The organism is Streptomyces showdoensis (assembly GCF_039535475.1).
GTDB classification, from domain to species: domain Bacteria; phylum Actinomycetota; class Actinomycetes; order Streptomycetales; family Streptomycetaceae; genus Streptomyces; species Streptomyces showdoensis.
In genome coordinates this window covers 324428-347671 of record NZ_BAAAXG010000012.1, presented here as the reverse complement: position 1 = coordinate 347671, position 23244 = coordinate 324428, and the positions used below count along the sequence as shown (strand labels likewise).

At 74.2% G+C, this 23244-nt stretch carries 23 protein-coding genes and 2 pseudogenes; 10 read left to right on the top strand and 15 right to left on the bottom strand.

The features are described from left to right. Nucleotides 1–6 precede the first annotated feature (6 nt). Both ABD981_RS08340 and ABD981_RS08335 read right to left on the bottom strand, forming a co-directional pair. A complete protein-coding gene (locus tag ABD981_RS08340) occupies nt 7–1158 on the bottom strand; it encodes an acyl-CoA dehydrogenase family protein (RefSeq protein ID WP_046910457.1) in 1152 nt (383 codons plus the stop codon). Next, nucleotides 1155–2327 (bottom strand): CaiB/BaiF CoA transferase family protein, encoded by a 1173-nt coding sequence (locus ABD981_RS08335; RefSeq protein ID WP_046910456.1) that lies wholly within the window; start codon nt 2325–2327, stop codon nt 1155–1157. Before ABD981_RS08335 ends, ABD981_RS08340 begins: the two co-directional genes overlap by 4 nt. Before the next feature lie 186 nt (nt 2328–2513). Here ABD981_RS08335 and ABD981_RS08330 point away from each other — a divergent pair, with 186 nt between their 5' ends. Beyond that, nucleotides 2514–3701, top strand: a complete 1188-nt coding sequence (locus ABD981_RS08330; protein WP_046910455.1) for a saccharopine dehydrogenase family protein — start codon at nt 2514–2516, stop codon at nt 3699–3701. Between the two features lie 12 nt (nt 3702–3713). Here ABD981_RS08330 and ABD981_RS08325 read toward each other — a convergent pair whose 3' ends face one another. Beyond that, the gene (locus tag ABD981_RS08325; protein WP_046910454.1) at nt 3714–4103 is read right to left on the bottom strand and encodes a VOC family protein; all 390 of its coding nucleotides are present in this window, start codon (nt 4101–4103) and stop codon (nt 3714–3716) included. A 92-nt stretch (nt 4104–4195) separates the two neighbouring features. Beyond that, on the bottom strand, nt 4196–4891 hold the full coding sequence (locus ABD981_RS08320; protein WP_046910453.1) for an endonuclease V: 696 nt from the start codon (nt 4889–4891) through the stop codon (nt 4196–4198). A 53-nt stretch (nt 4892–4944) separates the two neighbouring features. Here ABD981_RS08320 and ABD981_RS08315 point away from each other — a divergent pair, with 53 nt between their 5' ends. Further along, entirely contained in the window at nt 4945–5244 is a 300-nt protein-coding gene (locus ABD981_RS08315) for a YciI family protein (RefSeq protein WP_046910452.1), read from the top strand. A gap of 31 nt (nt 5245–5275) precedes the next feature. On the opposite strand, the gene ABD981_RS08310 is transcribed toward ABD981_RS08315, so the two are convergent. After that, nucleotides 5276–6364 carry a WD40/YVTN/BNR-like repeat-containing protein gene (locus ABD981_RS08310; protein WP_240495391.1) on the bottom strand — a complete coding sequence of 363 codons (1089 nt, stop codon included), beginning with the start codon at nt 6362–6364 and terminating at the stop codon, nt 5276–5278. Between the two features lie 75 nt (nt 6365–6439). Between ABD981_RS08310 and ABD981_RS08305 the strand changes: the two genes are divergently transcribed. From ABD981_RS08305 to ABD981_RS08295, 3 genes are all read left to right on the top strand, one after another. Next, nucleotides 6440–6916, top strand: a complete 477-nt coding sequence (locus ABD981_RS08305; protein WP_046910450.1) for a (4Fe-4S)-binding protein — start codon at nt 6440–6442, stop codon at nt 6914–6916. Between the two features lie 155 nt (nt 6917–7071). Then, nucleotides 7072–7488: a spore wall synthesis regulator SsgD gene (gene ssgD, locus ABD981_RS08300; protein ID WP_046910449.1), complete on the top strand. Its 417-nt coding sequence runs from the start codon at nt 7072–7074 to the stop codon at nt 7486–7488. Between the two features lie 275 nt (nt 7489–7763). Then, nucleotides 7764–9407, top strand: a complete 1644-nt coding sequence (locus ABD981_RS08295) for an ABC-F family ATP-binding cassette domain-containing protein (RefSeq protein WP_046910448.1) — start codon at nt 7764–7766, stop codon at nt 9405–9407. On the opposite strand, the gene ABD981_RS08290 is transcribed toward ABD981_RS08295, so the two are convergent. Continuing rightward, nucleotides 9393–9854: an ATP-binding protein gene (locus ABD981_RS08290; RefSeq protein WP_046910447.1), complete on the bottom strand. Its 462-nt coding sequence runs from the start codon at nt 9852–9854 to the stop codon at nt 9393–9395. The two genes, ABD981_RS08295 and ABD981_RS08290, sit on opposite strands and share 15 nt — an antisense overlap. Nucleotides 9855–10049: 195 nt before the next feature. Between ABD981_RS08290 and ABD981_RS08285 the strand changes: the two genes are divergently transcribed. From ABD981_RS08285 to ABD981_RS08275, 3 genes are all read left to right on the top strand, one after another. Beyond that, entirely contained in the window at nt 10050–10901 is an 852-nt protein-coding gene (locus ABD981_RS08285) for a helix-turn-helix domain-containing protein (RefSeq protein ID WP_046910446.1), read from the top strand. A gap of 13 nt (nt 10902–10914) precedes the next feature. Next, nucleotides 10915–11133: a hypothetical protein gene (locus ABD981_RS08280; RefSeq protein ID WP_046910445.1), complete on the top strand. Its 219-nt coding sequence runs from the start codon at nt 10915–10917 to the stop codon at nt 11131–11133. A gap of 207 nt (nt 11134–11340) precedes the next feature. After that, nucleotides 11341–12315: an acyl-ACP desaturase gene (locus ABD981_RS08275; RefSeq protein WP_046910444.1), complete on the top strand. Its 975-nt coding sequence runs from the start codon at nt 11341–11343 to the stop codon at nt 12313–12315. A gap of 28 nt (nt 12316–12343) precedes the next feature. Here the strand turns inward: ABD981_RS08275 and ABD981_RS08270 are convergent, their stop codons facing one another. The 7 genes and pseudogenes from ABD981_RS08270 to ABD981_RS08240 form a co-directional block, all read right to left on the bottom strand. Continuing rightward, nucleotides 12344–12610, bottom strand: coding sequence for a WhiB family transcriptional regulator (locus tag ABD981_RS08270; RefSeq protein WP_240495390.1), 267 nt, complete (start codon nt 12608–12610; stop codon nt 12344–12346). Nucleotides 12611–12655: 45 nt separating this feature from the next. Further along, the gene (locus ABD981_RS08265; RefSeq protein ID WP_046910443.1) at nt 12656–13741 is read right to left on the bottom strand and encodes an LLM class flavin-dependent oxidoreductase; all 1086 of its coding nucleotides are present in this window, start codon (nt 13739–13741) and stop codon (nt 12656–12658) included. Then, nucleotides 13738–14610, bottom strand: a complete 873-nt coding sequence (locus ABD981_RS08260) for an ABC transporter substrate-binding protein (protein ID WP_046910442.1) — start codon at nt 14608–14610, stop codon at nt 13738–13740. The genes ABD981_RS08265 and ABD981_RS08260 overlap by 4 nt, the downstream gene beginning before the upstream one ends. Continuing rightward, a pseudogene (locus tag ABD981_RS08255) lies at nt 14607–15456 on the bottom strand (ABC transporter ATP-binding protein). Before ABD981_RS08255 ends, ABD981_RS08260 begins: the two are co-directional and overlap by 4 nt. Beyond that, the gene (locus ABD981_RS08250) at nt 15453–16358 is read right to left on the bottom strand and encodes an ABC transporter permease (protein ID WP_046910440.1); all 906 of its coding nucleotides are present in this window, start codon (nt 16356–16358) and stop codon (nt 15453–15455) included. Before ABD981_RS08250 ends, ABD981_RS08255 begins: the two are co-directional and overlap by 4 nt. Further along, nucleotides 16355–17351: pseudogene (locus ABD981_RS08245) on the bottom strand (NrtA/SsuA/CpmA family ABC transporter substrate-binding protein). The gene ABD981_RS08250 and the pseudogene ABD981_RS08245 overlap by 4 nt, the downstream one beginning before the upstream one ends. Nucleotides 17352–17663: 312 nt before the next feature. Beyond that, on the bottom strand, nt 17664–18734 hold the full coding sequence (locus ABD981_RS08240; protein ID WP_046910438.1) for an ABC transporter substrate-binding protein: 1071 nt from the start codon (nt 18732–18734) through the stop codon (nt 17664–17666). Between the two features lie 633 nt (nt 18735–19367). Here ABD981_RS08240 and ABD981_RS08235 point away from each other — a divergent pair. Both ABD981_RS08235 and ABD981_RS08230 read left to right on the top strand, forming a co-directional pair. Next, nucleotides 19368–20153, top strand: a complete 786-nt coding sequence (locus ABD981_RS08235; RefSeq protein ID WP_046910437.1) for an IclR family transcriptional regulator — start codon at nt 19368–19370, stop codon at nt 20151–20153. 50 nt (nt 20154–20203) lie between these two features. After that, entirely contained in the window at nt 20204–20860 is a 657-nt protein-coding gene (locus tag ABD981_RS08230; RefSeq protein ID WP_046910436.1) for a TetR/AcrR family transcriptional regulator, read from the top strand. A gap of 33 nt (nt 20861–20893) precedes the next feature. Here the strand turns inward: ABD981_RS08230 and ABD981_RS08225 are convergent, their stop codons facing one another. Both ABD981_RS08225 and ligD read right to left on the bottom strand, forming a co-directional pair. Beyond that, entirely contained in the window at nt 20894–21817 is a 924-nt protein-coding gene (locus ABD981_RS08225) for an alpha/beta fold hydrolase (protein ID WP_046910435.1), read from the bottom strand. 304 nt (nt 21818–22121) lie between these two features. Continuing rightward, nucleotides 22122–23150 carry a non-homologous end-joining DNA ligase gene (gene ligD / locus ABD981_RS08220; RefSeq protein WP_046910434.1) on the bottom strand — a complete coding sequence of 343 codons (1029 nt, stop codon included), beginning with the start codon at nt 23148–23150 and terminating at the stop codon, nt 22122–22124. Nucleotides 23151–23244 lie beyond the last annotated feature (94 nt).

The window sequence follows — 23244 nt, the reverse complement described above, 5'->3', positions numbered from 1 at the left end:
TGAGGGTCAGGCGAGCAGGGAACGGCCGATGATCTCCTTCATGATCTCGGTCGTCCCGCCGTAGATGGTCTGGATGCGGCCGTCCGTGAAGGCCCTGGCCACCGGGAATTCGCTCATGTAGCCGTATCCGCCGTGCAGTTGCAGGCACCGGTCGGCGACCCGCTTCTGCAGTTCGGTGGCCCACCACTTGGCCATGGAGGCGTGCACGGCGTCGAGTCCCGGCCCGCCCGGCGCGGTGTGCTCCTCGACGCAGCGGTCGATGAAGGTGCGGGTGACGGCGCACTCGGTGGCCATCTCGGCGATCTCGAAGCGCACGTGCTGGAGCTTGGCGAGCGGCCGTCCGAAGGCCTCGCGCTCCTTGACGTACGCGGTGGTCAGCTCCAGGAGGTGCTCCGCGCCGGCGATGGCGGCGACGGCGATGGCGAGCCGCTCCTGGGCGAGGTTGGTCATCAGGTGCACGAAGGCGCCGTCGAGCTCGCCGAGCAGGTTCTCCTTCGGGACGCGTACGTCGGTGAAGAAGAGCTCGGCGGTGTCCTGGGACTTCTGGCCGATCTTGTCGAGGTTGCGGCCGCGCTCGAAGCCCTCCGCGCCGCGCTCGACGACGAGCAGGGAGAGGCCGTGGGCGCCGCCCTCGGGGGTGGTCTTCGCGACGACGACGACCAGGTCGGCGAGGATGCCGTTGGAGATGAAGGTCTTGGAGCCGTTGAGGATCCAGTGGTCGCCGTGGTCCTCGGCGGTGGTGCGGATGGCCTGGAGGTCGGATCCGGCGCCGGGCTCGGTCATGGCGATGGCGGTGACGAGCTCGCCGCTGCAGAAGCCGGGCAGCCAGCGGCGCTTCTGCTCCTCGGTGGCGAGCGAGGTGAGGTAGGGGCCGATGATGTCGTTGTGCAGCCCGATGGCGAGGCCGGGGGTGCCGGCGCGGGTGAACTCCTCGGCGAGGACGACGCTGTAGCGGAAGTCCGGCTCGCCGCCGCCCCCGTACTCCTGGTCGACGGCGAGGCCGAGCAGGCCCTGCCGGCCGGCGGCCCGCCAGACCTCGCGGGAGACGATGCCGTCCTGCTCCCACCGGGCGTAGTGCGGCAGCACCTCCTTGGCGAGGAAGGTGCGGACGGTCTCGCGGAAAGCCTCGTGGTCGGCGGTGTAGAGCTGGCGCTTCATGCGGAGGGCTCCTTGACGGCTGCGTCGGGGGGCGGGGTGGCGCCGGTCAGCGACGGTACGGCCCAGTCGCGGGCGACCTCGTCGGTGTCGGCGCCGGGCCGGACGGGTCCGGTGCGGACCGCGCCGGGGGTGGCGGAGAAGCGGGGCGCGGGCGCGGGCTGGACGAGCCCCGCGTGCTCGACGAAGGTGCCGCGGACGGCGAGGTGCGGGTGGCCGGGTGCCTCGCGCATCGAGAGGACGGGGGCCACGCAGGCGTCGGTGCCCTCGAAGACGGCGGTCCACTCGTCCCGGGTACGGGTGCGGAAGCGGGCGGCGACGGCGGCCCGCAGCTCGGGCCAGCGGGCGAGGTCGTTCCGGGCCTCAGCCGCCTCGCCGAGGCCGAGGAGGCGGGCGAACTCGGCGTAGAACCGCTGTTCCAGCGCGCCGACGGCCATGTGTCCGCCGTCGGCGGTCTCGTAGGTCCCGTAGAAGGGGCAGCCGCCGTCCAGCAGGTTGACGCCGCGCCGGTCCTGCCAGCCGCCGGCGGCGAGCATGCCGTGGATCATCATGGCGAGGTGGGCGGAGCCGTCGACGATGGCGGCGTCGACGACCTGGCCCTCGCCGTGCTCGCTCGCGTGCCGGAGGGCGGCGAGGACGCCGATGACGAGGTAGAGGGAGCCGCCCGCGTAGTCGCCGACGAGGTTGGCGGGGACGGTGGGCGGGCCGTCCGGGTCGGGGCCGATCATGCCGAGGGTGCCGGTGACGGCGAGGTAGCCGATGTCGTGCCCGGCGGTGTGCGCGAGCGGCCCGGTCTGGCCCCAGCCGGTCATCCGGCCGTAGACGAGCCGCGGGTTGCGGGCGAGGCAGGGCTCGGGGCCGATGCCGAGGCGTTCGGCGACGCCGGGCCGGTAGCCCTCGATCAGGACGTCGGCGCGGGCCACCAGGTCGAGCACGGTCTCCGGGCCGCCCTCGGCCTTGAGGTCGACCAGGACGGAGCGCTTGTTGCGGTTGGTGAGGTCGTAGGCGGGGTCGATGCCGAGGCCGGCGCCGCCGGGCCGGTCGACGCGGACGACGTCGGCGCCGAGGTCGGCGAGGAGCATGGCCGCGAAGGGGCCGGGGCCGATGCCCGCGAGTTCCACCACCCGGACGCCGGAGAGCGGGCCGGGGCGGGCGTGGCGCGGTGTGCTCATCGAGCCCCCAGAGGTGTGTGACAGTGATGATGTAACACCGGAGATGCTAGGAACGTGTTCCACTCGGCACAAGCCCCCGAGCCGAGCAAGCGCTTGGAAATTGCGTCGGCCGCGACTTCCGCTAGAGTCCGCCGACGACATCCGCGCCGGGGGACGGCGCGGACGCTGACCGAGGGGCTGGGCGGGATGGAGACAGGGGCGGCCGGACGGCCGTACGACGTGGTCCTCTTCGGGGCGACCGGGTTCGCGGGCGGGCTCACCGCGGAGTACCTGGCCGCGCACGCCCCGGCCGGGTGCCGCTGGGCGCTCGCCGGCCGCAGCCGGGCGCGGCTCGGCGCGCTGCGCCACCGGCTGGCGGAGCGCCGGCCCCACTGCGCCGACCTGCCGCTGCTCGTCGCCGACTCCGAGGACCCGGACTCGCTGCGTGAACTGGCCGGATCGGCCCGGGTCGTGGCGAGCACCGTCGGCCCCTACGTCTGGTACGGCGAGGGCCTGGTGGCGGCCTGCGCGGAGGCCGGGACCGACTACGTGGACCTGACCGGCGAGGCGGAGTTCGTCGACCGGATGTACGTGCGGTACGACGCCCGCGCCCGGGAGACCGGGGCCCGTCTGGTGCACGCGTGCGGTTTCGACTCCGTCCCGCACGACCTCGGCGTGTACTTCACGGTGCGGCAGCTGCCGGAGGGGGTGCCGCTGCGGATCGACGGGTTCGTGAGGGCCGGCGCGGTCTTCTCGGGCGGCACCTTCGCCTCGGCCCTGACCGCCTTCGGCCGCGGCCGGGAGATCCTGCGTGCCGCGCACGAACGGCGGCTGCACGAGCCCCGGCTGGTGACCCGGCGGGCCCACGCGCCGCTGTCCGGGCCGCGGTTCAGCCGCGAGACCGGCACGTGGGCGCTGCCGCTGCCCACCCTGGACCCTCAGGTGGTGACGCGCTCGGCGGCGGCCCTGGAGCGGTACGGACCGGACTTCCGCTACCGCCACTACGCCTCGGTGAAGACGCTCCCGATGGCGCTCGGCGGCGCCGCGGTGGTGAGCACGGGCGTCCTGGCCGCCCAACTGCCCTTCGTGCGCAGCTGGCTGATGGACCGTTACGAGCCGGGCCGGGGCCCCGACGCCGACCGGCGGGCCCGCAGCTGGTTCACCGTGCGCTTCGTCGGCGAGGGCGGCGGCCGGCGCGTGTTCACCGAGGTGTCGGGCGGCGATCCCGGGTACGACGAGACCGCGAAGATGCTCGCCGAGTCCGCACTCTGCCTGGCCCTCGACGAGCTGCCGAAGACCTCCGGCCAGGTCACGACGGCGGTCGCGATGGGCGACGCGCTGCTGGACCGGCTGCGGGCGGCGGGGCTGCGCTTCCGGGTGGCGTACTCGGGCTGACCGCCCGGGAACTCAGTGGCGCACCAGGCAGAACGGGTGGCCGGCCGGGTCGGCGTAGATGCGCCAGGCCCGGTCGCCCTCGCCGGAGTCGAGCCGCCAGGCCCCGAGGGCCAGCACCGCCTCGTGGGCCGCGTCCAGGTCCTCGACCCGTACGTCGATGTGGAACTGCTGCTCGGGCGCGCCCCAGACCGGCGGCCGGTGGTCGGCCACACCCTGGAAGGCGAGCACGGGCGCCCCGGAGGCGCCGTGGAGGGTGGCCCAGGCGTCGCCGACGGCCCACTGGGGGTCGGGGCGGTTGATCTCGCCGCCGAGCAACGCACGGTAGAACTCGGCGAGTTCCATCACGTCGGGACAGTCGAGGACCACGCACTGCAGGGTGCCGATCGCACCGGGGCTTGTCATGCTCCACACTGTGCCGCCCACCGTACCGGGCCGGTATCCGTACTCGTACTCAGGCGCCCCAGGAGTCACAGGGTCCTCGTGCTCATGCGCCCTCACTCCGCCGCACGCGCCTCGGCGAGGGCCCGGCGGCACAGCGAGTCGGCGTGGCGGGTGGTCTCGGGCAGGCGGTAGCGGGGGGTGAGGTGGAGCGTGTGGGCACAGGCCCGCTCCAGCGAGACCCGGTGGCCGACGGAGACGAAGACCGGCTTCACGCCGGCGCGGGTGCGCAGCGCGCGGCCGACGGTCTCGCCCTCGGCGACGAGGTCGGCGAACGCTCCCCGGTCGGTGCCGGGCTGCTCGTACGTGAAGGTGAACGGGTTCTTGGCGACGCCGATCGAGGGCAGCCCCGTGACCACCCCGAGGTGGCTGGCGAGGCCGAAGCGGCGCGGGTGGGCGAGGCCGTAGCCGTCGCAGACCAGCAGCCCCGGGTCGGCGGCGAGCCGCCCGAGCGCGGCGAGCACGGTCGGGACCTCGCGGAAGGCGAGCAGCCCCGGTACGTACGGGAAGGACACCCGTCCGACGGCGGTGGCCTCCTCCACCACCTCAAGGGTCCGGGCGTCCAGCACGACGGCCGCCGCGGCCACCAGGTCGCGCTCGTCGTCGTAGGCGACGTCGACCCCGGTGACGCGACCCGTCCCGGCGGCGGGACCCTCCTCGGCCGTCACGAGCCGCTCGCGCAGCTCCTCCTGCACGGCCCTGGCGGTGTCCTCGTCGGCGGGCCAGCCCGCGGGAATCTCGATGATCGTCATGACTGGGCACCCTACGGCGGACCGGGCCGGGGCGGGCGCGTAGCCTGGCGCCCATGTTCGTACTTGAACTCTCCTACACCGCCCCGGTCGAGCAGGTCGACGCGCTGCTCGACGCGCACATCGAGTGGCTCGACGCGCAGTACGCCGCCGGGGTGTTCCTCGCCTCCGGGCGGAAGAACCCCCGCGACGGCGGGGTGATCCTGGCCGCCGGGGTCGGCCGCGCGGAGATCGAGAAGATCGCGGCGGCCGACCCGTTCAGCGTCGGGGGCGTCTGCGCGTACCGGATCACCGAGTTCCACGCGACCAAGACGGCCGCCGAACTGGCCCCGTTCCGCGAGGAGTTGCCGGCCTGAGGGCGGCGCGGCGGGGTGCCTCCCCGAGCCGCTAGCCCAGGTCCCCGCGGGTGAGCCGGGCGATCCGGCCCTTCTCCCCGGAGGCCCAGCAGGCGCCGTCGGCGGTGCAGTCGACGGTGTCGTACGAGCCGGTGTCGACCGTGCGCCAGGTGCGGCCGCCGTCCGTGGTGAGGTCCGTGCCGGTGGGGCCGACCGCGAGGGCGGACCGCTTCGCGTGCGGGAGCCAGGCGACGCCCGAGCGGTAGACGGGCGGCGGGGTGGCGGAGGCCGTCCAGCTGCGGCCCGCGTCGCCGGTGACGGCGGCGGCCCGCGGCGAGGGCTGGTCCTTGCGGTAGTCGCCGCCGACGGCGATGCCGTGGGCGCGGTCGCGGAAGGCGAGGCCGAAGACGCCCTTGGCTCCCTCCCCCGCCGGGATCGTGGTGTCCGTGGCGGTCCAGTGCAGGCCGCGGTCCGCGGAGTGCAGGACCCGGCCGGTGGCGCCGCCGCCGGTCGCGAGCCACACGTCCTTCGGCCCGGACGAGACCAGGCACTGCCCGCTCGCCGCGAACCCGGCCTCGCCGGGCAACGCGGCGGGCATGCCCTCGGCGGGCAGGACCCGCCAGGACCGGCCGCCGTCGCCGGTGGACAGGATGCGGTACTTCCCGTCGACCGGGTCGCTCATCGCGAGGCCGTGCCGGCGGTCGAAGAAGGTCATGCAGTCGTAGAAGGCCCGCGGGTCGGTGTTGCGGAAGGACTCGCTCCAGGTCAGCCCGCCGTCCTCGGTGCGCAGGACCCGGGAGGCCTCGCCCTCGCCGATCGCGAGGACCACGGCCCGCCGGCCGTCGAAGGCCTCCACGTCGCGGAACTCCAGCTCCGCCGCTCCCGGCGGAGAGACGTTTCGCCAGCTCTTGCCCCCGTCGGTGGTGCGCAGCACCGTGCCCTGGGAACCCGCCGCCCAGGCGACCGACCGGCTGACCGCGGCGAGGCCACGGAAGCGGGCGTCGGTGTCGGTCTTCGTGAGCCGCCACCCGGCGGGCCCGTGGCCGGGCGCCGCCTGCGCCGGGGCCGCGAGGGCCATCGCCAGAGCGGCCCCCGCCAGCGCCGTCGCCGTCATTCGTCTCGTGTTCCGCATGGACGTCATGGCGCCGGAAGCTAGCCCACCCCGAAGATCCCCGTCCAGGGTGCGTGCCCCGCCGCCCCTTCCTAGGCTGGGCGCATGACCGAACCCACGGCCGAGGAACAGCCGAGGATCAAGGAGTACGACGGCGAGGGCATCACCGTCACATACGAGCCGCGCCGCTGCCTCCACGCGGCGGAGTGCGTCCGCGGCCTGCCCGCCGTGTTCGACCTGGCCGAGCGCCCGTGGGTGCGGCCCGACGGGGCCGCCCCCGACCTGGTCGCCGAGGTGATCCGCCGCTGTCCGTCGGGCGCGCTCCAGTACCGCCCGGCCCCGGGCCCGGCCGAGGTCCCGGCCGAGTCGGGGGACGTCCCCACCACCGTGCGGCGGATGCCGGACGGCCGGCTCCTGGTCCGCGGCGACCTCCTCGTGCGGGACGGGCGGAGCGGGCCGGAGGGGCGGCACGAGACCCGGGCGGTTCTGTGCGGCTGCGGCGCCACCGGCAACCAGCCGTACTGCGACCACTCCGGAGCGTGCGCGGGCGCGGAGTTCGAGCCCTTCGCGGCCGACGGATAGCGCCGACGGCGCCGAGAGACGCCGACGGCGGGCGGCCGCGGCGGGCGGTGACACAGCTCACGTACCCCCGCAGTGCACGATCCGGCCCCGCGGTTCGTCTCTTCCTGTGTCAGGGGGAGACCAGGAGAACGTAGCCGCGCAACAGGAGGCTGGCCTTGTCCACCGTCATCGAGCAGGCCGTCCAGGCCCGTCTGGTCGCGTCCGTCCCACGGATGGAGACCGTCTCCGCCACGCTGCGGTACGACCGTGAGGACCCGTTCGCGGTCCGCATGGCCTTCCCGCCGCCCGCGACGCTGGAGGGCGTGGAAGTCTCGTGGGCCTTCGCGCGCGAGCTGCTCGCGGAGGGCGTCGAGGGACCCGCGGGCCTCGGGGACGTACGACTGCGCCCGTACGGGTACGACCGGACCGTGGTCGAGTTCCACGCCCCCGAGGGCGTCGCCATGGTGCACGTCCACACGTCCGAGCTGCGCCGCTTCCTCAAGGCCTCGCAGCGCCTGGTGCCGCGGGGCCGCGAGCGCGAGCACCTCGACTGGGACGGGAACCTCGGCCGGCTCCTGGAGGAGCGCCCGTAGGCGGGGGCGCGCCCTTAATTCGTTTGCGGCGCACGCCGCCCGCTCCGTAGCGTTCTTCCCGGCCCTGTTGTCGCCCGATCGGAGAAGGCCGTTGCTCGTCTGAGGTTTCGAGACACCGTGCCGCGCGTGCCGCCCCGCCGCCGCGTGTGCCGTCCTCGACCTCGGCGTACGAGCGCTGCCCCGTTCTCCTCTCCCAGCCCGCGCCCCGGTGTCTCCCGCGTAGTCCGCGCGTTCCGCGCAGTCCTTCTCCACGCCCATGCCACCGGGAGGCTCTCATGGCGCCACGCCCCACCTTCGTCACCTGCACGTCCCTCTCCTTCTCCTGGCCCGACGGGACCCGGGTCCTCGACGACTTCCGGCTCGCCGTCGGCCCCGGCCGGACCGGTCTGGTCGGTCTGAACGGTTCGGGGAAGTCCACCCTGCTCAAGCTGATCGCCGGCGAGCTCAGCCCCTCCTCCGGGACGGTGCGGGTCGCGGGCGAGGTCGGCTACCTCCCGCAGAACCTGGTCCTCGACACCGGGCTGCGCGTCGACCGGGCGCTCGGCATCGACCGCGCCCGGGCCGCGCTGCACGCGATCGAGGCGGGCGACACCGACGACGGGCACTTCGCGGCCGTCGGCGACGACTGGGACGTGGAGGAGCGGGCCCGGGCCGTGCTCGACCGGCTCGGTCTCGGACACGTCGGGCTCGACCGCACGATCGGCGAGATCTCGGGCGGCGAGTCCGTCCTGCTGCGGCTGGCGGCGCTGCTGCTCGCCCGGCCGGACGTGCTGCTGCTCGACGAGCCGACGAACAACCTGGACCTCTTCGCCCGCCAGAGGCTGTACGAGGCGGTGGACGCCTGGCCGGGGGTGCTCGTCGTGGTCAGCCACGACCGGGAACTCCTGGAACGGGTGGACCAGATCGCCGACCTGCGGGACGGCGAGGTCACCTGGTACGGCGGCGCCTGGTCCGACTACCGGGCGGCGCTCGCCGCCGAACAGGAGACGGCCGAACGCATGGTGCGGGTCGCCGAGGCCGACGTCCAGCGCCAGAAGCGGGAACTGACCGAGGCGCAGGGCAAGTCGGCCCGGCGCAAGCGCTACGGGCAGAAGAGCGCGGAGAACCGGGTGGTGCCGAGGATCGTGGCGGGCAACCGCAAGGCCCAGGCCGAGGTGTCGGCCGGCAAGCAGCGCCAGGTGCACGCGGAGCGGCTCGCCGAGGCGCGCTCGCGGCTGGACGCGGCGGTGGAGGCGGTGCGGGACGACGACGAGATCCGGATCGAGCTGCCTTACACCTCGGTCCCGCCGGGCCGGGACGTGCTGGTGCTGCACGACCTGGAGCTGCGGTACGGGGCACGGGTCGCCGGGGAGTTCGAGCTGCGGGGTCCGGAGCGGGTGGCCCTGGTCGGCCGGAACGGGGCCGGGAAGACGACGCTGCTGCGGACGCTCGCGGGCGAGCTCGATCCGGTCGCGGGCGAGGCGGTGGCGCGGGTCCCGCTGCGGTTCCTGCCGCAGCGGCTCGACGTGCTGGACGACGGGCTGAGCGTGGTGGAGAACGTGGCCCGGATGGCACCCGGGGCGACGGACAACGCGATCAGGGCACGGCTGGCCCGGTTCCTCTTCCGGGGCGCCCGGGCCGACCGGCCGGTGGGCATGCTGTCCGGCGGCGAGCGGTTCCGTGCGACGCTGGCGGCGCTGCTGCTCGCCGAGCCGGCGCCGCAGCTGCTGATGCTCGACGAGCCGACCAACAACCTGGACATGGCGTCGGTGCGGAGCCTGACCGCCGCGCTCGACGCGTACGAGGGGGCACTGATCGTGGCCAGTCACGACGTGCCGTTCCTGGAGTCGCTGGGGATCACCCGCTGGCTGCGGCTCGACGGCGAGCTGCGGCCCACGACGGCCGAGGCCGTGCGGGAGGGGCTGCTAACGGTGGAGTAAGGCCCAGGACTTGGTGCCCCCGTCCGGTGTGAGGACGGGGGCGAGCCCCCAGTCCCCGCCGTGCGCCTCGACCGCCGCGGCCAGCAGCCACATGCTGCGGCTGCGGCGGTCGCGGCATGCGTCGGCCGCCGTCGGCGCGGAGTGGGCCGGGTGCTGGTCGTAGAGGACGATCCGCAGCGCGTCGAACTGCCAGCGCACCCGCAGGACCATCTCGCGGTCCGGGGTGAAGCGGTACGCGGCGGAGACCAGCTCGGAGGCGGCGAGGACGGCGGTCTCGCAGAGTTCGGCGAGCCCGTGGCGGCTCACCAGGGTGCGGATGGCGTCACGGGCCAGTCCGGCACAGTAGGCGCCCCCGGGGAGGAGCATCGAGTAGCTGAGGTTCTCCGTGGCGGGAGGTATGGGGCCGGCCGCCACGGCGGACGGGAGGCAACGCAGTGCGCCCTTCATCGGTTTCGCTCACATTTCCTGTGCGTGTGGGGGTGCTCACACGTCGAACACGATTGCCCCGTGTGAGACTTGCACTACCGACCGTAACGTACGCCCGGAGCACAGTGCTACTACTTGGCAGTAGACACTCGCACTTGTGCCGTTCCGGGCGGATTCCTCCGGACCACGAGCCCGGAACCGAAGGGGGACACGAGCGTGCCGCCAAGGAGCACCCCGACCGCGCGCCAACAGCGCCTCGGACACGAGCTGCGCAGACTGCGCGAACAGTCGGGCATGTCGGCCCAGCAGGCGGCCGCCCTCCTGGGCGTCGACCGCACCCGCATCCCCCACATCGAGTCGGGGCGCTTCGGCATCAGCGCCGAACGGGTCCGCACCCTCGCCTTCAACTACGGCTGCCCGGACACGGCCCTGATCGACCTGCTCGCCGCCATGGCGCAGGAGCGCGACCGCGGCTGGTGGGAGCAGCACCGGGGACTGCTGCCGCCCGCACTGATCGACATCGCCGAACTGGAGTTCCACGCCTCCGAGTTGTGCACCGCCGTCACCACGCACATCCCGGGCCTGCTGCAGACCGAGGAGCATGCGCGGGCCGTCTTCGACACCGCCGACCCGCCGCTGCCGGGACCCGACCTGGAAGCCCGGGTGGAGCTGCGGCTGCGCCGCCAGGAGGTGCTCGACCGGGACCCGCCGACGCCGTACGGCGCGGTGATCCACGAGGCGGCGCTGCGCATGCAGTTCGGCGGGCCCAAGGTCGCCAGGGCACAGCTGGAGTACATCCTGGAGCGCTCGGAGCGGGACACCGTCTCCGTGCGGGTCATCCCGTTCACGGCCGGGGGTTTCCCCGGGGCGGGACAGTCGTTCACCTATGTGTCCGCGCCGGTGCCGCAGCTCGACACCGTGCAGCTCGACTCGTCCCACGGTTCCATGCTCCTCGACACCGACATGCAACTGCGCCGTTACCGGGGCCTGTTGGACCGGCTGAGCGGACTCGCCCTGCCGCTGCCCGCCTCCCGCGACTTCATACGCTCCATCGCCCAGGACCTCTGAAGGACCCGTCACCATGAACCTCACCGACCACCCCGCCGCCACCCGGGACATCTCCTGGAACGAGGCGTTCTGCAGCGAGGGCGCCAACTGCTTCCGCTTCGGGCTCGACGGCTCCGGCCGCGCCTACATCGGCTCCACCCTCACCCCCGACGCGTACGTCAGCGACTCGGTCGAGGCACTGCGGGCGCTCATCTCGGCCGTGAAGGCCGGCGCCGCCGATCATCTGCTCTGAGTAGCCGCCGCCGGGGCCCGCGGCGGGCCCGGACTCCCGTGACCTGGGTCTCCCGCCGGCCGCCGGAACTGCGCGCATGACGGAACGTGACGGCTCGTCTCCGGGACGGGCTTGGCCACCCCCTTATGAGGGCTTTAACCTACGGTCTCGTAACCTACGAATCCGTAGGTAGTTCCGTATGCCCCCTCTCCGTCCCCAGGAGTTCCCGTGACGCTCACCTCTCCCCACCTCGGCAGCTCCGCAGGGTGGACCGACGCGCGGCTCCTGTACGCCCTGGAAGAGGTCGTGGAGAAGGAGCTCAACCGGCACCTGAAGGTCACCAAGGACTGGATGCCGCACGACTACGTGCCGTGGTCCGACGCCCGGAACTTCCCGGGCTTCTTCGAGGACGGCGAGGCCTGGGACCGCTCGCAGTCCAAGGTCACCGACATCGGCCGGATCGCCCTGGTGGTCAACCTGCTCACCGAGGACAACCTCCCGAGCTACCACCACGAGATCGCCAGCCTCTTCGGCCGCGACGGCGCCTGGGGCACCTGGGTGCACCGCTGGACCGCGGAGGAGGGCCGGCACGGCATCGTGATGCGCGACTACCTGCTGGCCTCGCGGGCGGTCGACCCGGACGAGCTGGAGCGCTTCCGCATGGCGCACATGAGCGAGGGCTTCGAGTCCGACAACCGGCACTCGATGCTGCACTCGGTCGCGTACGTGGCCTTCCAGGAGCTCGCCACCCGCATCTCGCACCGCAACACCGGCCACCAGTCCGGCGACCCCGTCTGCGACCGGATGCTGGCCCGCATCGCGCTCGACGAGAACCTGCACATGGTCTTCTACCGCAACCTGCTCGGCGCGGCCTTCGAGCTCGCCCCCGACCTCACCATGCAGGCCGTGCGGGACGTCGTCGTCGGCTTCCGGATGCCCGGACACGGCATGCCCGGCTTCGAGCGGGCCGCCGCCCAGATGGCGATCGGCGAGATCTACAACCTGCGCATCCACCACGACGACGTGCTCCAGCCGGTGCTGCGCTTCCTCAAGGTCCTCCAGATCGACGGCCTCGGCCCGGAGGGTCTGAAGGCCCAGGAGGAGCTCGGTCTGTACATGAACGGGCTGGACGGCGAGGCGTCCAAGTTCGACGAGCGGCTGGCGGCGCGCAAGTCGCGGATGGCGGCGCGGGCGGCGGGCTGAGCCCCCACCCGCACGGCGCCGGGCGCGGTCAGCCCCGGCGCCGCTTGAGGTTGATCCGCTCCTTCTCCGAGAGCCCGCCCCACACCCCGAAGCGTTCGTCGTGCGTGAGCGCGTACTCCAGGCACGCCGCGCGGCCCGGGCACGCCCCGCACAGCTGCTTCGCCTCGCGGGTCGAGGAGCCGGGCGCCGGGAAGAAGAACTCCGGTCCCGCCTGCGCGCACAGCGCGTCCTCCTGCCAGGAGAGGTCCGGGGCCATGAGGCTCTGCGGGGCGAAGGGCATCGTGTCGGTCTGCATGGGAAGAGACTCCCGCGGCCGCCTAAACGCGCCATCAACGTCCGATCAACGCGGCGCGCCGAGCGCGGGCAGCACCGTTTCGGCGACCCGGTAGGCCTCTTCGAGCAGCGGATTGCCCGACAGGATGAAGGTGTCCACTCCGAGCGCCTGGTATTCGCGCAGTCGCTCGACGATCTGTTCCGCGGCCCCGACCAGGGCGGTGCCCGGCCCCGGGCGGAACAGGCTCATGCCCGGCCACAGGTTGGGATGGGTCTCCAGTTCGCGGGCCCGCGCCGGGACCCGGCCGCCGTGCTGCCGGAACTGGCGCTGCCAGCCCACCCCGTCCTCGCCCGCGCGCTCGCCGAGCTGCCGCCTGTAGGTCGCCTCGCTGGTGACGTCCAGGAGCCGGTCGGCCGCCGCCCAGGCCTCCTGCTCCGTGTCGCGGACGATCACGTGGAGCCGCAGGCCGATCCGCAGCGTGCGGCCGTACGCGGCGGCGCGGGCGCGGACGTGGTCCAGCTTCTCCTTCAGCAGGTGCGGCGGCTCGCCCCAGGTGAGGTAGACGTCCACGTGCTCGGCGGCCATCTCGATGCCCGCCGCCGAGGAGCCGCCGAACCAGAGCGGCACGTGCGGCGCCTGGACCGGCCTCAGGTCGCGCAGCGAGGCGCCGGCGTCCTTCAGCTCGTAGAAGCGCCCCTTGTGGTCGAAGACCTCGCCCGCGGTGAGCCGCTTCACGATCGACCAGTACTCGGCGCTCAGCGCGTACCGCTCGTCGTGCCCGACGTGCAGCCCGTACTCCTGCAGCGCCCGGGTCGAGCCGTTGACGACGTTGAAGCGCAGCCGGCCGCCGAAGAGGTGGTCGAAGGTCAGCGCCATCTTGGCGAGCAGGGTCGGCGAGATCAGCCCGGGGTGGACGGCCAGCAGCGGCCGGAAGCCGGGGCCGGTCGCCGCGGCGAGCGCGCTGCCGAGCGGCCACACGTCGTGCAGGTCGGTGGCGAGCAGCGCGCCGCTGAAGCCGAGCCGCTCGACCGAGCCGGCCAACTGCTGGAGGTAGCCGAGGTCGACCGGGCGCCGCCCCTCGGGCTCCCAGGGATAGGCGCCCTCGCGCGGGATGACGTACCAGAGGACTTCGGGTGCGGTCTGCGGGCTCATGCGCGGCGGGCCTCTCGGGGCAGGGCGTCGGCGACGGTGACGGGGCGGCCGGTGAATCCGGTGCGGTGGAAGATGTCGGCGGCCCGCTGCTGCTCGGCCAGGAACTCCTCCGACACCTCCTCGATCGTCCAGGGCAGGGCGCGCAGCGCGGTCTCCCAGTCGTCGGCGGAACCGCCGAGCGCGGCCGCGGTGACCTCGGCGGCCTCGCGCGGACGCTCCGCGACCCACGCGTCGGCGCGCCGCAGCGCCCGGGTCAGCGCCGCGACGAGCTCGGGACGCCGCTCGGCCAGGTCGCGGCGGGTGAAGAAGACGGAGCGGTCGGAGATGACCTCGCCGGTGGGGATCAGCACGCGCAGCCCTCCGGTGCGGCGGGCCGCGGCGAGCCGGTCGCCCTGGGCGACCCAGGCGGTGATCGCGCCGGAGCGGAGCAGCTCCTCGCTGTCGTCGCCGGAGCGCACGGCGGTGATGTCGGTGGCGTACGAGAGGCCGGCGTCGTCCAGCGCCTTGGCCACCAGGTGGGTCTGCCAGGAGCCGACGGCGAGGTGGACGGTGCCGCCCGCGAGGTCGGCGACGGTGCGGACGGGCCCGTCCTCGGTGACGAGGAGGGCGCCGTGGCCGGGGCGGGGCGCGGAGACGGCGGTGTAGACGATGTCGTGGCCCTCGGCCTGGGCGGTGACCGGCGGGGTGGAACCGGTGCCGCCGAAGTCGATGGTGCCGTCGGCGAGATGGGCGCCGGTGCGGACGCCGTCGGTGTACGGGTGCCAGGCGACGGTCTCGCCGAGGGCGGCCAGCTCCTCCTCGGCGTAGCCGAGGCGGGAGAGGTGGAAGAGGGTGGGGTTGCTGTTGTGGACGCCGATGGTGACGGTCATGCCGAGAGCTCCGTTCCGAGAGGGGCGAGGGGGGCAAGGGGGGTGTGCGAGGTGCGGGCGGGCGCCGGTTCGGCCGGTGCCGGTTCGGCCGGTGCCGGTTCGGCCGGTGCCGGTTCGGCCGGTGCCGGTTCGGCCGGTGCCGGTTCGGGGGTGTGCACGCCGAGGTCCGCGAGGAGGCGGCGGCGCAGGGTGGTGAAGGCGGGGTCGCCGGGGTCGCGGGGCCGGTCGACGGCGACGGGTTCGTCGGTGATCAGCCGGCCCTCGCGCAGCACGGCCACGCGGTCGGCGAGCCGGATGGCCTCGTCGACGTCGTGGGTGACGAGCAGCACGGCCGGGCGGTGGATCCGGCACAGCTCGCCGACGAGGTCCTGCATCCGCAGCCGGGTCAGCGCGTCGAGCGCGGCGAACGGCTCGTCGAGCAGAAGGAGTTCGGGCTCGCGGACGAGGGCGCGGGCCAGTGCCGCGCGCTGGGCCTCGCCGCCGGAGAGGGTGGCCGGCCAGGCGTCCGCGTGCCGTTCGAGACCGACCTCGGCGAGCGCCCGCAGCCCGGTGGCCCGGGTGCGCGCGCCGCGCGGGAGGCCGATGGTGACGTTGGCGAGCACCTTCTTGGAGGGGATGAGCCGGGGCTCCTGGAAGACGAGGGTGCGGGCCGCGGGGGACCAGGGCCTCTCCCCCGTCGGCGCCGTCGAGGGCGCCGAGGATGCGCAGCAGGGTGGTCTTCCCGCTGCCGCTCGCCCCGAGCAGGGCGACGAACTCGCCTCGCCGGATGCTCAGTTCGAGGCCGTCGAGGACGGCCCGGTCACCGAAGACCCGGCGCAGGCCCCGTACGCGTACGGCGTCGGTCATCGGGCACCTCCGCCGCCCGGGCCGGCCGTGCGCCAGGGCATGAGGACCCGTTCCAGGCCGCGCACGAGCACGTCGGCGGTGAGGCCGAGCAGCCCGTAGACGAGGATGCAGACGGCGAGGACGTCGGTGCGGGCGTAGCTCTGCGCCTGGGCCATCAGATAGCCGATCCCCTCGGTGGCGTTGATCTCCTCGGCGGCGATGAGCGCGATGACGCTGAGGGTCATCGAGAGCCGCAGCCCGGCGAGGAGCGAGGGCAGCGCACCGGGCAGGACGACCTGCCGCACGATCGCGAGCCGGCCGAGTCCGAAGGCGCGCATCGCCTCGACGAGCCGGCGGTCGGTGTCCCGGACGCCGCCGGCGGTGGAGACGTACATGGGGAAGGTGGTGGCGACCGCGATGAGCAGGATCTTCGCCGTCTCGTTGATCCCGAACCAGACCATGAAGAGCGGGACGAGGGAGAGGAAGGGGACGGTCCGCAGGGTCTGGAGGGAGGAGTCGAGCAGTTCGTCGCCGAGCCGGGTGAAGCCCGTGACGACCCCCAGGGCCAGGCCGGTCACGAGCCCGATCGCCAGGCCGACGCCGGATCGGGTGAGCGAGGTGGCGAGCGCGTCGGGCAGCTGACCGTTGCCCCACAACTCTGCTACGGCTTCCAGGACTTGGGCGGGCGAGGCGAGCACGTCGGGGGTCAGCGCCCCGGTCGCGGAGGCCGCCCACCACAGGGCGAGCAGTCCGACCGGGCCGAGGGCGCGGACGACGACGGTGTACGTACGGGAGCGGGCGCGGCGGGCGGGAGGGCGCGGCCGGACGAGCGGGGACGGCTCCGGGGCACGGCCCTCGGAGGCGGGGAGGGGTGCGGGGACGGCTGCGGCCACGGGCGTGCGGGCTTCGGGGGCCGGGGTCATGAGAGCTTCTCGACGTCGAGGAGGTGGGCCGCGATGTCGACCTTGGCGGGGGTCACCCTCTGCTCGGCGTAGAACCGGGCGACCTCCTCGAAGCGCTTCACGTCCTCGGGACCGATGGGGTCGACGGTGCCGCCCTTGGCGGTGAAGCCGAGCTGGACCTCGCGGGCCCGGCCGGTGACGGCGGTCGGTCCCGCGTCGGTGAAGACGTTGAGGTAGGCGGCCGGGTCCCGGCGCTCCTTGGCGCTCTCCTCGTGCAGGTAGTCGTAGAGCGCCCGGACGATCTCGGGGTGGGCGTCGGCGAAGCCCTTGCGGACCGCGTTGAGGCTGTAGTTGTCGGAGCCGATCGCGGCGCCGTCGGCGACGAAGCGGGCCTTGCCGCCGCCGATCTCGGCGACCGCGTAGGTGGACCAGACGGCCCAGGCGTCGACCTGCCCCGCGTTGAGGACGGCGGCGGTCTGGTCGGGGCGGAGGTAGACGCGCTCGACCTTCCCGGCCGGGACGCCCGCCTTGGCGAGGGCCTTGAGCAGCAGGTACTCACCGGTCCCGCCCTTGTTGACGGCGACCTTCCGGCCGACGAGGTCGGCGACCGAGTCGATGCCGGAACCCTCGCGGACGAGGATGCCCTCGCCGACGGGGTCCGGATCGGTGGCGGTGAAGAACACGAAGCCCGGGCTCTGGGCGAGCGAGGTGATCCCGGAGGTGATGGAGCCGGTGGCGATGTCGAGCTGGTCGGCGTTCATGGCCTGCGCGGCCGGAGCGAAGGGCCCGGCGCTGCCGGTCCACGCGACCTTGGCGTTCACCTTGGCGAGCGCCTTGTCGAGGCTGCCGTCCTTCTTCCCCCGGGCCAGCACGCCGGAGTTGCCGGGGGTCGGGGATGCGGACGGTGACGGTGCCCTTGCCGGAGGCGTCGGAGGGGGAGCCGCCGCCGCAGGCGGCGAGCGCGGGGAGGGCGGCGAGGGCCGCGAGAGCGGCGAGGACGCGGAGCGGACGCATGGCGGAGGTCCTTCGGTGCGCGGGCGGGCGGGCGGGCGGTGGTCGGGGCGGTCGGGAAGGCCGGGGCGGCCGGGTTGGCCGGGTTGGTCGGGTTGGTCTGGCCGGCCGGGTTGGTCGGGGCGGCCGGGGCGGCCGGGTTGGTCGGGGCGGCCGGGTTGGTCGGGGCGGCCGGGCTGGTCGGGGCGGCCGGGGTGGCCGGGCTGGTCGGGGCGGCCGGACCGGCCGGGTTGGTCGGGTTGGTCGGGGCGGCCGGGGCGGCCGGGGTGGCCGGGCCGGGCTCCGCAGGGTCGGCGGGCTCGGTGGGCGTGGGGGTCACGGGTGCTTCGCCTGCGGGGCGGAGAAGGACCCGGAGCCGGAGCCGGCGGCCGGCGCGGGTGCCGCATCCGATGCCGGCGCGCCGACCAGGAGCCGGGCGCGGCGCAGCGGCTCCGGGTCGGCCCAGTCCCGGACGTCCACGGCGCCGGCCAGGAAGCCGTGGGCGCGCAGGGCCGCCGACTGCCGGGCGAGCAGGTCGAGCCGGGTCGCGGAGAGGTCGGGGTGCAGGGTGCGGTGGGTGCCGCCGCGGTAGGCCCCGGCGACGCCCTCGGGTCCGGCCCCGGTCTCGGCGCCGAGGATGCGGGCCACCTCGTCGGGCTCGCCCGCCGCCCAGTCGGCGGCGCGGAGCAGGACGGCGAGGAAGCGGTCGACCAGCTCGGGGCTGCGGTCGAGGAGGTCCTGGTGGACGGTGAGGGGGCGCGGGGTGCCGTTGTTGACGCGGTGCGCCGGATCGGGGAGCTGGTCGAGCTCGACGGCCACCTCGGCCCCGGCCCGGCGGGCGGCCTCGACGGCCAGGGCGCCCTTCACGTACACCGCGTCCACCTCGCCCCGGCGCAGGGCGGCCAGCTCGGCCGCCCACTGGCCGTGGTGGCCCTCGGCGTCCACGTCGACGAGGACGGCGTCCGGCAGGCCGTGCCCGGCGGAGGCCAGTGCCCCCTCGAAGCCGCGCAGGGCCATCGCCCGCCAGAAGTCGATGGCGATCCGGTGCCGTGGCAGGGCGAGCCGGCGGCCGCGCAGGTCGTCGGCCGAGCGCACCGGGGAGCCGGGGGCGACCAGGACGGCCTGGCGCTCCTCGATCCAGGTGAGCCCGATCAGCCGGGTGCGTTCGCCGCGCGAACGGGCCCACAGGGCGGGCACGTTGCCGCCCTCGCGGAAGAGGCCGGGGAGGGCGTGGGTGTAGTGGGCGGAGCGGTCGGCGCCGGGTTCGGCGTCCTGGAGCGAGCGCACGGCGATGCCGTCCGGCGCGAAGGCCTCGGCGAGCCAGCCGCGGTCGGCGGCGATGCCGGTGGCGGTGGGCACGGGGCAGCGGGTGAACCAGAGCGTGTCGGGCACGGGGGCAGAGGTCATGGGGTCTTCCGGGAGAGGAGGAGGCGTGGGGAGGGAGGCGGACGCCGGACGGGGGCGCCGGACGGAGACCTCGGACCGGGGAGGTCGAACGGGGTTTCGGCGAAGGAGTCCGTGGAGGAGTCCGCGAGGGAGTCCACGAAGGAGTCCGTCGAGGAATCCACGAAGAGAGCGGCCCGGACCGGGCGGCCGCCGCGGGAGGCGACGGCGCGGGAGCGAGCGTGCGGAACCGGCCGCGCGGAGTGGCCGCGGCCGCGCTCGGGCGGCCCGGGTCACCGCCGGGGCGGCGGTGGGGTCAGCGACAGGCGGTGGCGGTGACGCGGGCCAGGTCGATGTGGCGGCGGCGGGTGAGGGCCGCGGGAGCGGGCGGTACGGCGCGTCGGTGTGCGGTCATGGCGGCCCTGCTCCCTTCCGTGCTCGTCCCGCTGCTCGTCCGTGTCGGCCGCCGCGGTGCGTCGCGGCGGCGTTGGCCGGAACCTTGCCATGGACGTTCCGGCGCGTTCAACTCGTCTCCCACGATGTGGGATTGCACATGAACGGCATGTTTCCGACCTCGTCCCGGTGCTGCTTCGGCTCCCGCCATGTGGGAGCGTGGGAGGCCGTTCGGAGCATTCGGCGAGGGGGAGCGAACCACACATGACCACCGAGGCCGGCCCGGTCCGCGCACCGGCCGGGGCCCAGGCGGTGCGCCGGGCCCTGGACGTCCTGCACTGCTTCCACGACAACGGGCCCGATCTCAGCGCCTCGGACCTGGCGCGCCGGCTCGGCCTGTCGACGTCGACCGCGCACCGGCTGGCCAGGACGCTGCTGGGGGCCGGCTTCCTGGAGCAGGACGCGCGCACGGCCCGCTACCGGCTCGGCCCGGCCGTCACCGAGCTGGGCCGGCTCTCGTACCACCAGCGCGGGCTGCACCTGGCCGCGCCGGAGCTGGCCGACCTGGCCGCGCGCACCGGCGCCACGGCCGATCTGGCGCTGCGCAGCGGCGGCTACGCGGTGATCGTGGCGGGCGGTTCGGTCACGCCGAAGGTCGGTCTGCGCCGGCCGCTCCACTCGACGGCGCTCGGCAAGGTGCTGCTCGCCTGGCCGCGGGCGGGCGAGGGCGGGCCGCAGGCGCTGCCCCCGCTGTACGCGTTCACCGAGCGGACCATCGTCGAACCCGGTGCCCTCGCGGGTGAGTTGGCGCGGGTGCGGGAGCAGGGGTACGCCCTCAACGACGGCGAGTCGGCGCTCGGGGTGCGGACGGTCGCGGTGCCGGTCCTGGAGCGGGCCGGTCACGCGCGTTTCGCGCTCGCGGTGCGGGCGACGCCTTCGCTGATCACCGACGAGCGGCTCGACTGGTTCCTGGCACAGGCGCGGGCCTGTGCCCGCGCCCTGGAGGTGCTGCTGCTCGCGCCGGGCGAGCGGCGCGTCCCGGAGGCGTAGGTCCGGCCGCCAGAGTGTCCGCACGATCGTGCGGACAGTACGATGGGGTCATGAGCGGCAGCACCAGGACGGACGGGCGCGTCGAGCGCGGCAACCAGACCCGGCGGCTCGTGCTGGGCCGCACGATGGACATCGCCTCGGTCGAGGGCCTGGAGGGGCTGTCGCTCGGGCGGATCGCCACCGAGCTGAAGCTGAGCAAGAGCGGCGTCTTCGCCCTGTTCGGCTCCAAGGAGGAGCTCCAGCTGGCCACGGTACGGGCCGCCGCCGCGATCTTCGCCCGCGCGGTCGTCACCCCGCTCGCCGACCTCCCGCCCGGCCCCGGCAGGGTGTGGGCGCTGTGCCGGAACTGGCTCGCCTACTCCGCGGAGCGGGTCTTCGCGGGCGGCTGCTTCTTCTACGCGGTCTCCGCCGAGTTCGACGCCCGCACGGGCCCGGTCCACGACGCGATCGCGCAGGCCCGCCGGGACTGGATCGGCTACGTGGAGCGGACGGTCGAGGAGGCCCGGCAGGCGGGCGGATTCGTGCCGGACACCGACGCCGCGCAGCTCGCGTTCGAGATCATCGCCCTGATGGAGTCGGCCAACGCCCAGTCGGTCCTGTTCGCCGACCCCTCGGCGTACGAGCGGGCCGAACGGGGCATCGCCCGCCGCCTGCGGGCCGAGGCGACGGACGGGGCGCGGGACGGGATCGACGCCCCCGGGGCCTGACGCCCCGCCCACCGGAGGGGGTGGGCGCCGAGGTCAGCGGGAGCCGACGGCCGCCTCCGTCGGGGCGGGCACCGCCACCGGCGCCGATGCCGATGCCGATGCCGGAGCGCTGATGAACTCCATCGCCTCGGCGACGACCTGAGGGTCCGTCAGGATGCGCCGGTGGCCGAGCCCCCGGGTGACCACCAGGCGGGCGCGCTCCCCGTGCGCCTTCCGGATGGCGTGCGCGTGGGCGAGCGGCACCAGGCCGTCGGACTCGTCGTGGATCAGCAGGACGGGCGCACCGAGGTCCTCGGGCCGCCAGGAGGCGTCGAAGTGCCCCCAGACGCCGGGCTCTTCGGGTGCGAGCTTCCGTTCGACATGGCGGCGCATCGCGCCGAGCGCACGGTCGCCGAAGCCGGTCATGCCCTGGAAGGCGGCGGTGAGCAGGCCGAAGGAGCCGACCCCCGCGATGCCGACGAAGCGGCCCGTCCGGACGCCGTCGCGGAGGGCGAAGAGGGCGGCGACGACGCCGAAGGAGTGGGCGACGACGGCGTCGAAGTCGCCGTGCCGGGCGTGCAGCCGCCGGATGATCTCGCGGTACTCGATGATGTTGCTCGCCCGGCCGGACGCGTCCCCGTTCCCGGGGGCGTCGAAGGCGACCGGGCTGTAGCCGCGGGCCAGCAGGGCCTCGGCGAAGGCGGCGAGGCGCGAGCCGCGCGAGGACCAGCCGTGGACGAGCAGCACGGGCCGCTCGCCGTCGCCCCAGGCGTACGTGACGACCTCCTTGCCCGCGACCCGCATCCGGTCGACGCGGGCGGCGGCCATCAGCCGTTCCTCCGCGGGTTTGACGCGGGCCCGGCCGAGCGGGCGGACGAAGAGGTGGAAGACGGCCCGCCCGGTGGGGCCGGGGGCAACGTGCGCGGCGGCGTTCAGCGCGGTGCTCGTGGCGCGGACCAGCAGAGCCTTCGGAATCATGCCGGATCTCCTCGATCGTTCTCGCTCACCCTCGACAGAAAAATGCTAGCACGATCGTTCGTATAGTTTCAGTGGTGCGCGGGTGCCGTGGAGTCCGGCCCCGGCGGGCCGACGGACGCTCACCCCGTCACTGGGGCTCCCCCGTCACTCGGGGTCCCCCTTCGCCTGAGGCTCCCCCGTCGTCGGGAGCTCCTTCTTCACCCCCGGCATCCTTCTTCGCCCCCGGCTTCCTTCTTCACCCCCGGCATCCTTCTTCGCCCCCGGCTTCCTTCTTCGCCCCGGCTTCCTTCTTCGCCCCGGCTTCCTACTTCGCCCCGGGTTCCTTCTTCGCCCGGCTCGGCTGGACCCGCTTCGGCTCGCCCGGCATCTTCGGGTACTCCGGCGGATAGGGGAGATCGCCCAGGCCGTGGTCCGCCTCGTCGCGGCGGGCCAGCTCCAGGAGCGGCTCCAGGTCGAAGCGCTCGTCGTCCATGTCCGCGTGCACGTCGCCGAGTTCGGCGTACCGCTCCGGCATCGTGCGGATGTCGAAGTCCCGCGGCACGGCGTCGTCGACCTCGTCCCAGCGCAGCGGTGCGGAGACGGGGGCGTGCGGACGGGGGCGGACGGAGTAGGCGGAGGCGATCGTGCGGTCGCGGGCGGTCTGGTTGTAGTCCACGAAGATCCGCTCCCCGCGCTCCTCCTTCCACCACTTGATCGTGACCCGGTCCGGCATCCGCCGCTCCAGCTCCCGCCCGCAGGCGATCGCGGCGCGCCTGACCTGCGTGAAGGTCCAGTTCGGCAGGATCGGCACGAAGACGTGCAGCCCCCGCCCGCCGGAGGTCTTCGGCCAGCCGCGCAGCCCGTGCTCGTCGAGGACGGCCCGCAGCTCGTGGGCCGCGCGGACGGCGTCCCCGTAGTCGGTGCCGGGCTGGGGGTCGAGGTCGATGCGGAGTTCGTCGGGGTGGTCGGTGTCCTCCCGGCGCACCGGCCAGGGGTGGAAGGTGACGGCGCCCAGGTTGGCCGCCCACAGCACGGCGGCCGGCTCGGTCGGGCACATCTCGTCGGCCGAGCGGCCGCTGGGGAAGGTGATGTGGGCCGTCGGGATCCAGTCCGGGAGGTACTTCGGCGCCCGCTTCTGGAAGAAGGACTCCCCCGTCACCCCGTCGGGGTAGCGCTCCAGCGTGGTGGGGCGGTTCCGCAGGGCGCGGGTGATGCCGTCGCCGACCGCGAGGTAGTAGCGGACCATGTCCAGCTTGGTGTAGCCGGGCTCGGGAAAGTACACCTTGTCCGGATGGGACACCCGCACGGTCCGGTCGCCGACCTCGAGCTCCACCGCGTCCGCCTTGCCTGCCATGGCGGTCAGCCTAGGCCGGAGGAACGTAAGCCGCATATCGGCCTCGACCGTCTCGTATCGGCATGTTTTCCACGAAAGGTCTCTAGAATCGCGG

Bases quoted from the DNA above. Each gene is read 5' to 3' on its own strand.
- ABD981_RS08340 (WP_046910457.1), bottom strand. From the start codon at position 1,158: ATGAAGCGCCAGCTCTACACCGCCGACCACGAGGCTTTCCGCGAGACC.
- ABD981_RS08335 (WP_046910456.1), bottom strand. From the start codon at position 2,327: ATGAGCACACCGCGCCACGCCCGCCCCGGCCCGCTCTCCGGCGTCCGG.
- ABD981_RS08330 (WP_046910455.1), top strand. From the start codon at position 2,514: ATGGAGACAGGGGCGGCCGGACGGCCGTACGACGTGGTCCTCTTCGGG.
- ABD981_RS08325 (WP_046910454.1), bottom strand. From the start codon at position 4,103: ATGACAAGCCCCGGTGCGATCGGCACCCTGCAGTGCGTGGTCCTCGAC.
- ABD981_RS08320 (WP_046910453.1), bottom strand. From the start codon at position 4,891: ATGACGATCATCGAGATTCCCGCGGGCTGGCCCGCCGACGAGGACACC.
- ABD981_RS08315 (WP_046910452.1), top strand. From the start codon at position 4,945: ATGTTCGTACTTGAACTCTCCTACACCGCCCCGGTCGAGCAGGTCGAC.
- ABD981_RS08310 (WP_240495391.1), bottom strand. From the start codon at position 6,364: ATGACGTCCATGCGGAACACGAGACGAATGACGGCGACGGCGCTGGCG.
- ABD981_RS08305 (WP_046910450.1), top strand. From the start codon at position 6,440: ATGACCGAACCCACGGCCGAGGAACAGCCGAGGATCAAGGAGTACGAC.
- ABD981_RS08295 (WP_046910448.1), top strand. From the start codon at position 7,764: ATGGCGCCACGCCCCACCTTCGTCACCTGCACGTCCCTCTCCTTCTCC.
- ABD981_RS08290 (WP_046910447.1), bottom strand. From the start codon at position 9,854: ATGAAGGGCGCACTGCGTTGCCTCCCGTCCGCCGTGGCGGCCGGCCCC.
- ABD981_RS08280 (WP_046910445.1), top strand. From the start codon at position 10,915: ATGAACCTCACCGACCACCCCGCCGCCACCCGGGACATCTCCTGGAAC.
- ABD981_RS08270 (WP_240495390.1), bottom strand. From the start codon at position 12,610: ATGCAGACCGACACGATGCCCTTCGCCCCGCAGAGCCTCATGGCCCCG.
- ABD981_RS08265 (WP_046910443.1), bottom strand. From the start codon at position 13,741: ATGAGCCCGCAGACCGCACCCGAAGTCCTCTGGTACGTCATCCCGCGC.
- ABD981_RS08260 (WP_046910442.1), bottom strand. From the start codon at position 14,610: ATGACCGTCACCATCGGCGTCCACAACAGCAACCCCACCCTCTTCCAC.
- ABD981_RS08250 (WP_046910440.1), bottom strand. From the start codon at position 16,358: ATGACCCCGGCCCCCGAAGCCCGCACGCCCGTGGCCGCAGCCGTCCCC.
- ABD981_RS08240 (WP_046910438.1), bottom strand. From the start codon at position 18,734: ATGACCTCTGCCCCCGTGCCCGACACGCTCTGGTTCACCCGCTGCCCC.
- ABD981_RS08235 (WP_046910437.1), top strand. From the start codon at position 19,368: ATGACCACCGAGGCCGGCCCGGTCCGCGCACCGGCCGGGGCCCAGGCG.
- ABD981_RS08230 (WP_046910436.1), top strand. From the start codon at position 20,204: ATGAGCGGCAGCACCAGGACGGACGGGCGCGTCGAGCGCGGCAACCAG.
- ABD981_RS08225 (WP_046910435.1), bottom strand. From the start codon at position 21,817: ATGATTCCGAAGGCTCTGCTGGTCCGCGCCACGAGCACCGCGCTGAAC.
- ligD (WP_046910434.1), bottom strand. From the start codon at position 23,150: ATGGCAGGCAAGGCGGACGCGGTGGAGCTCGAGGTCGGCGACCGGACC.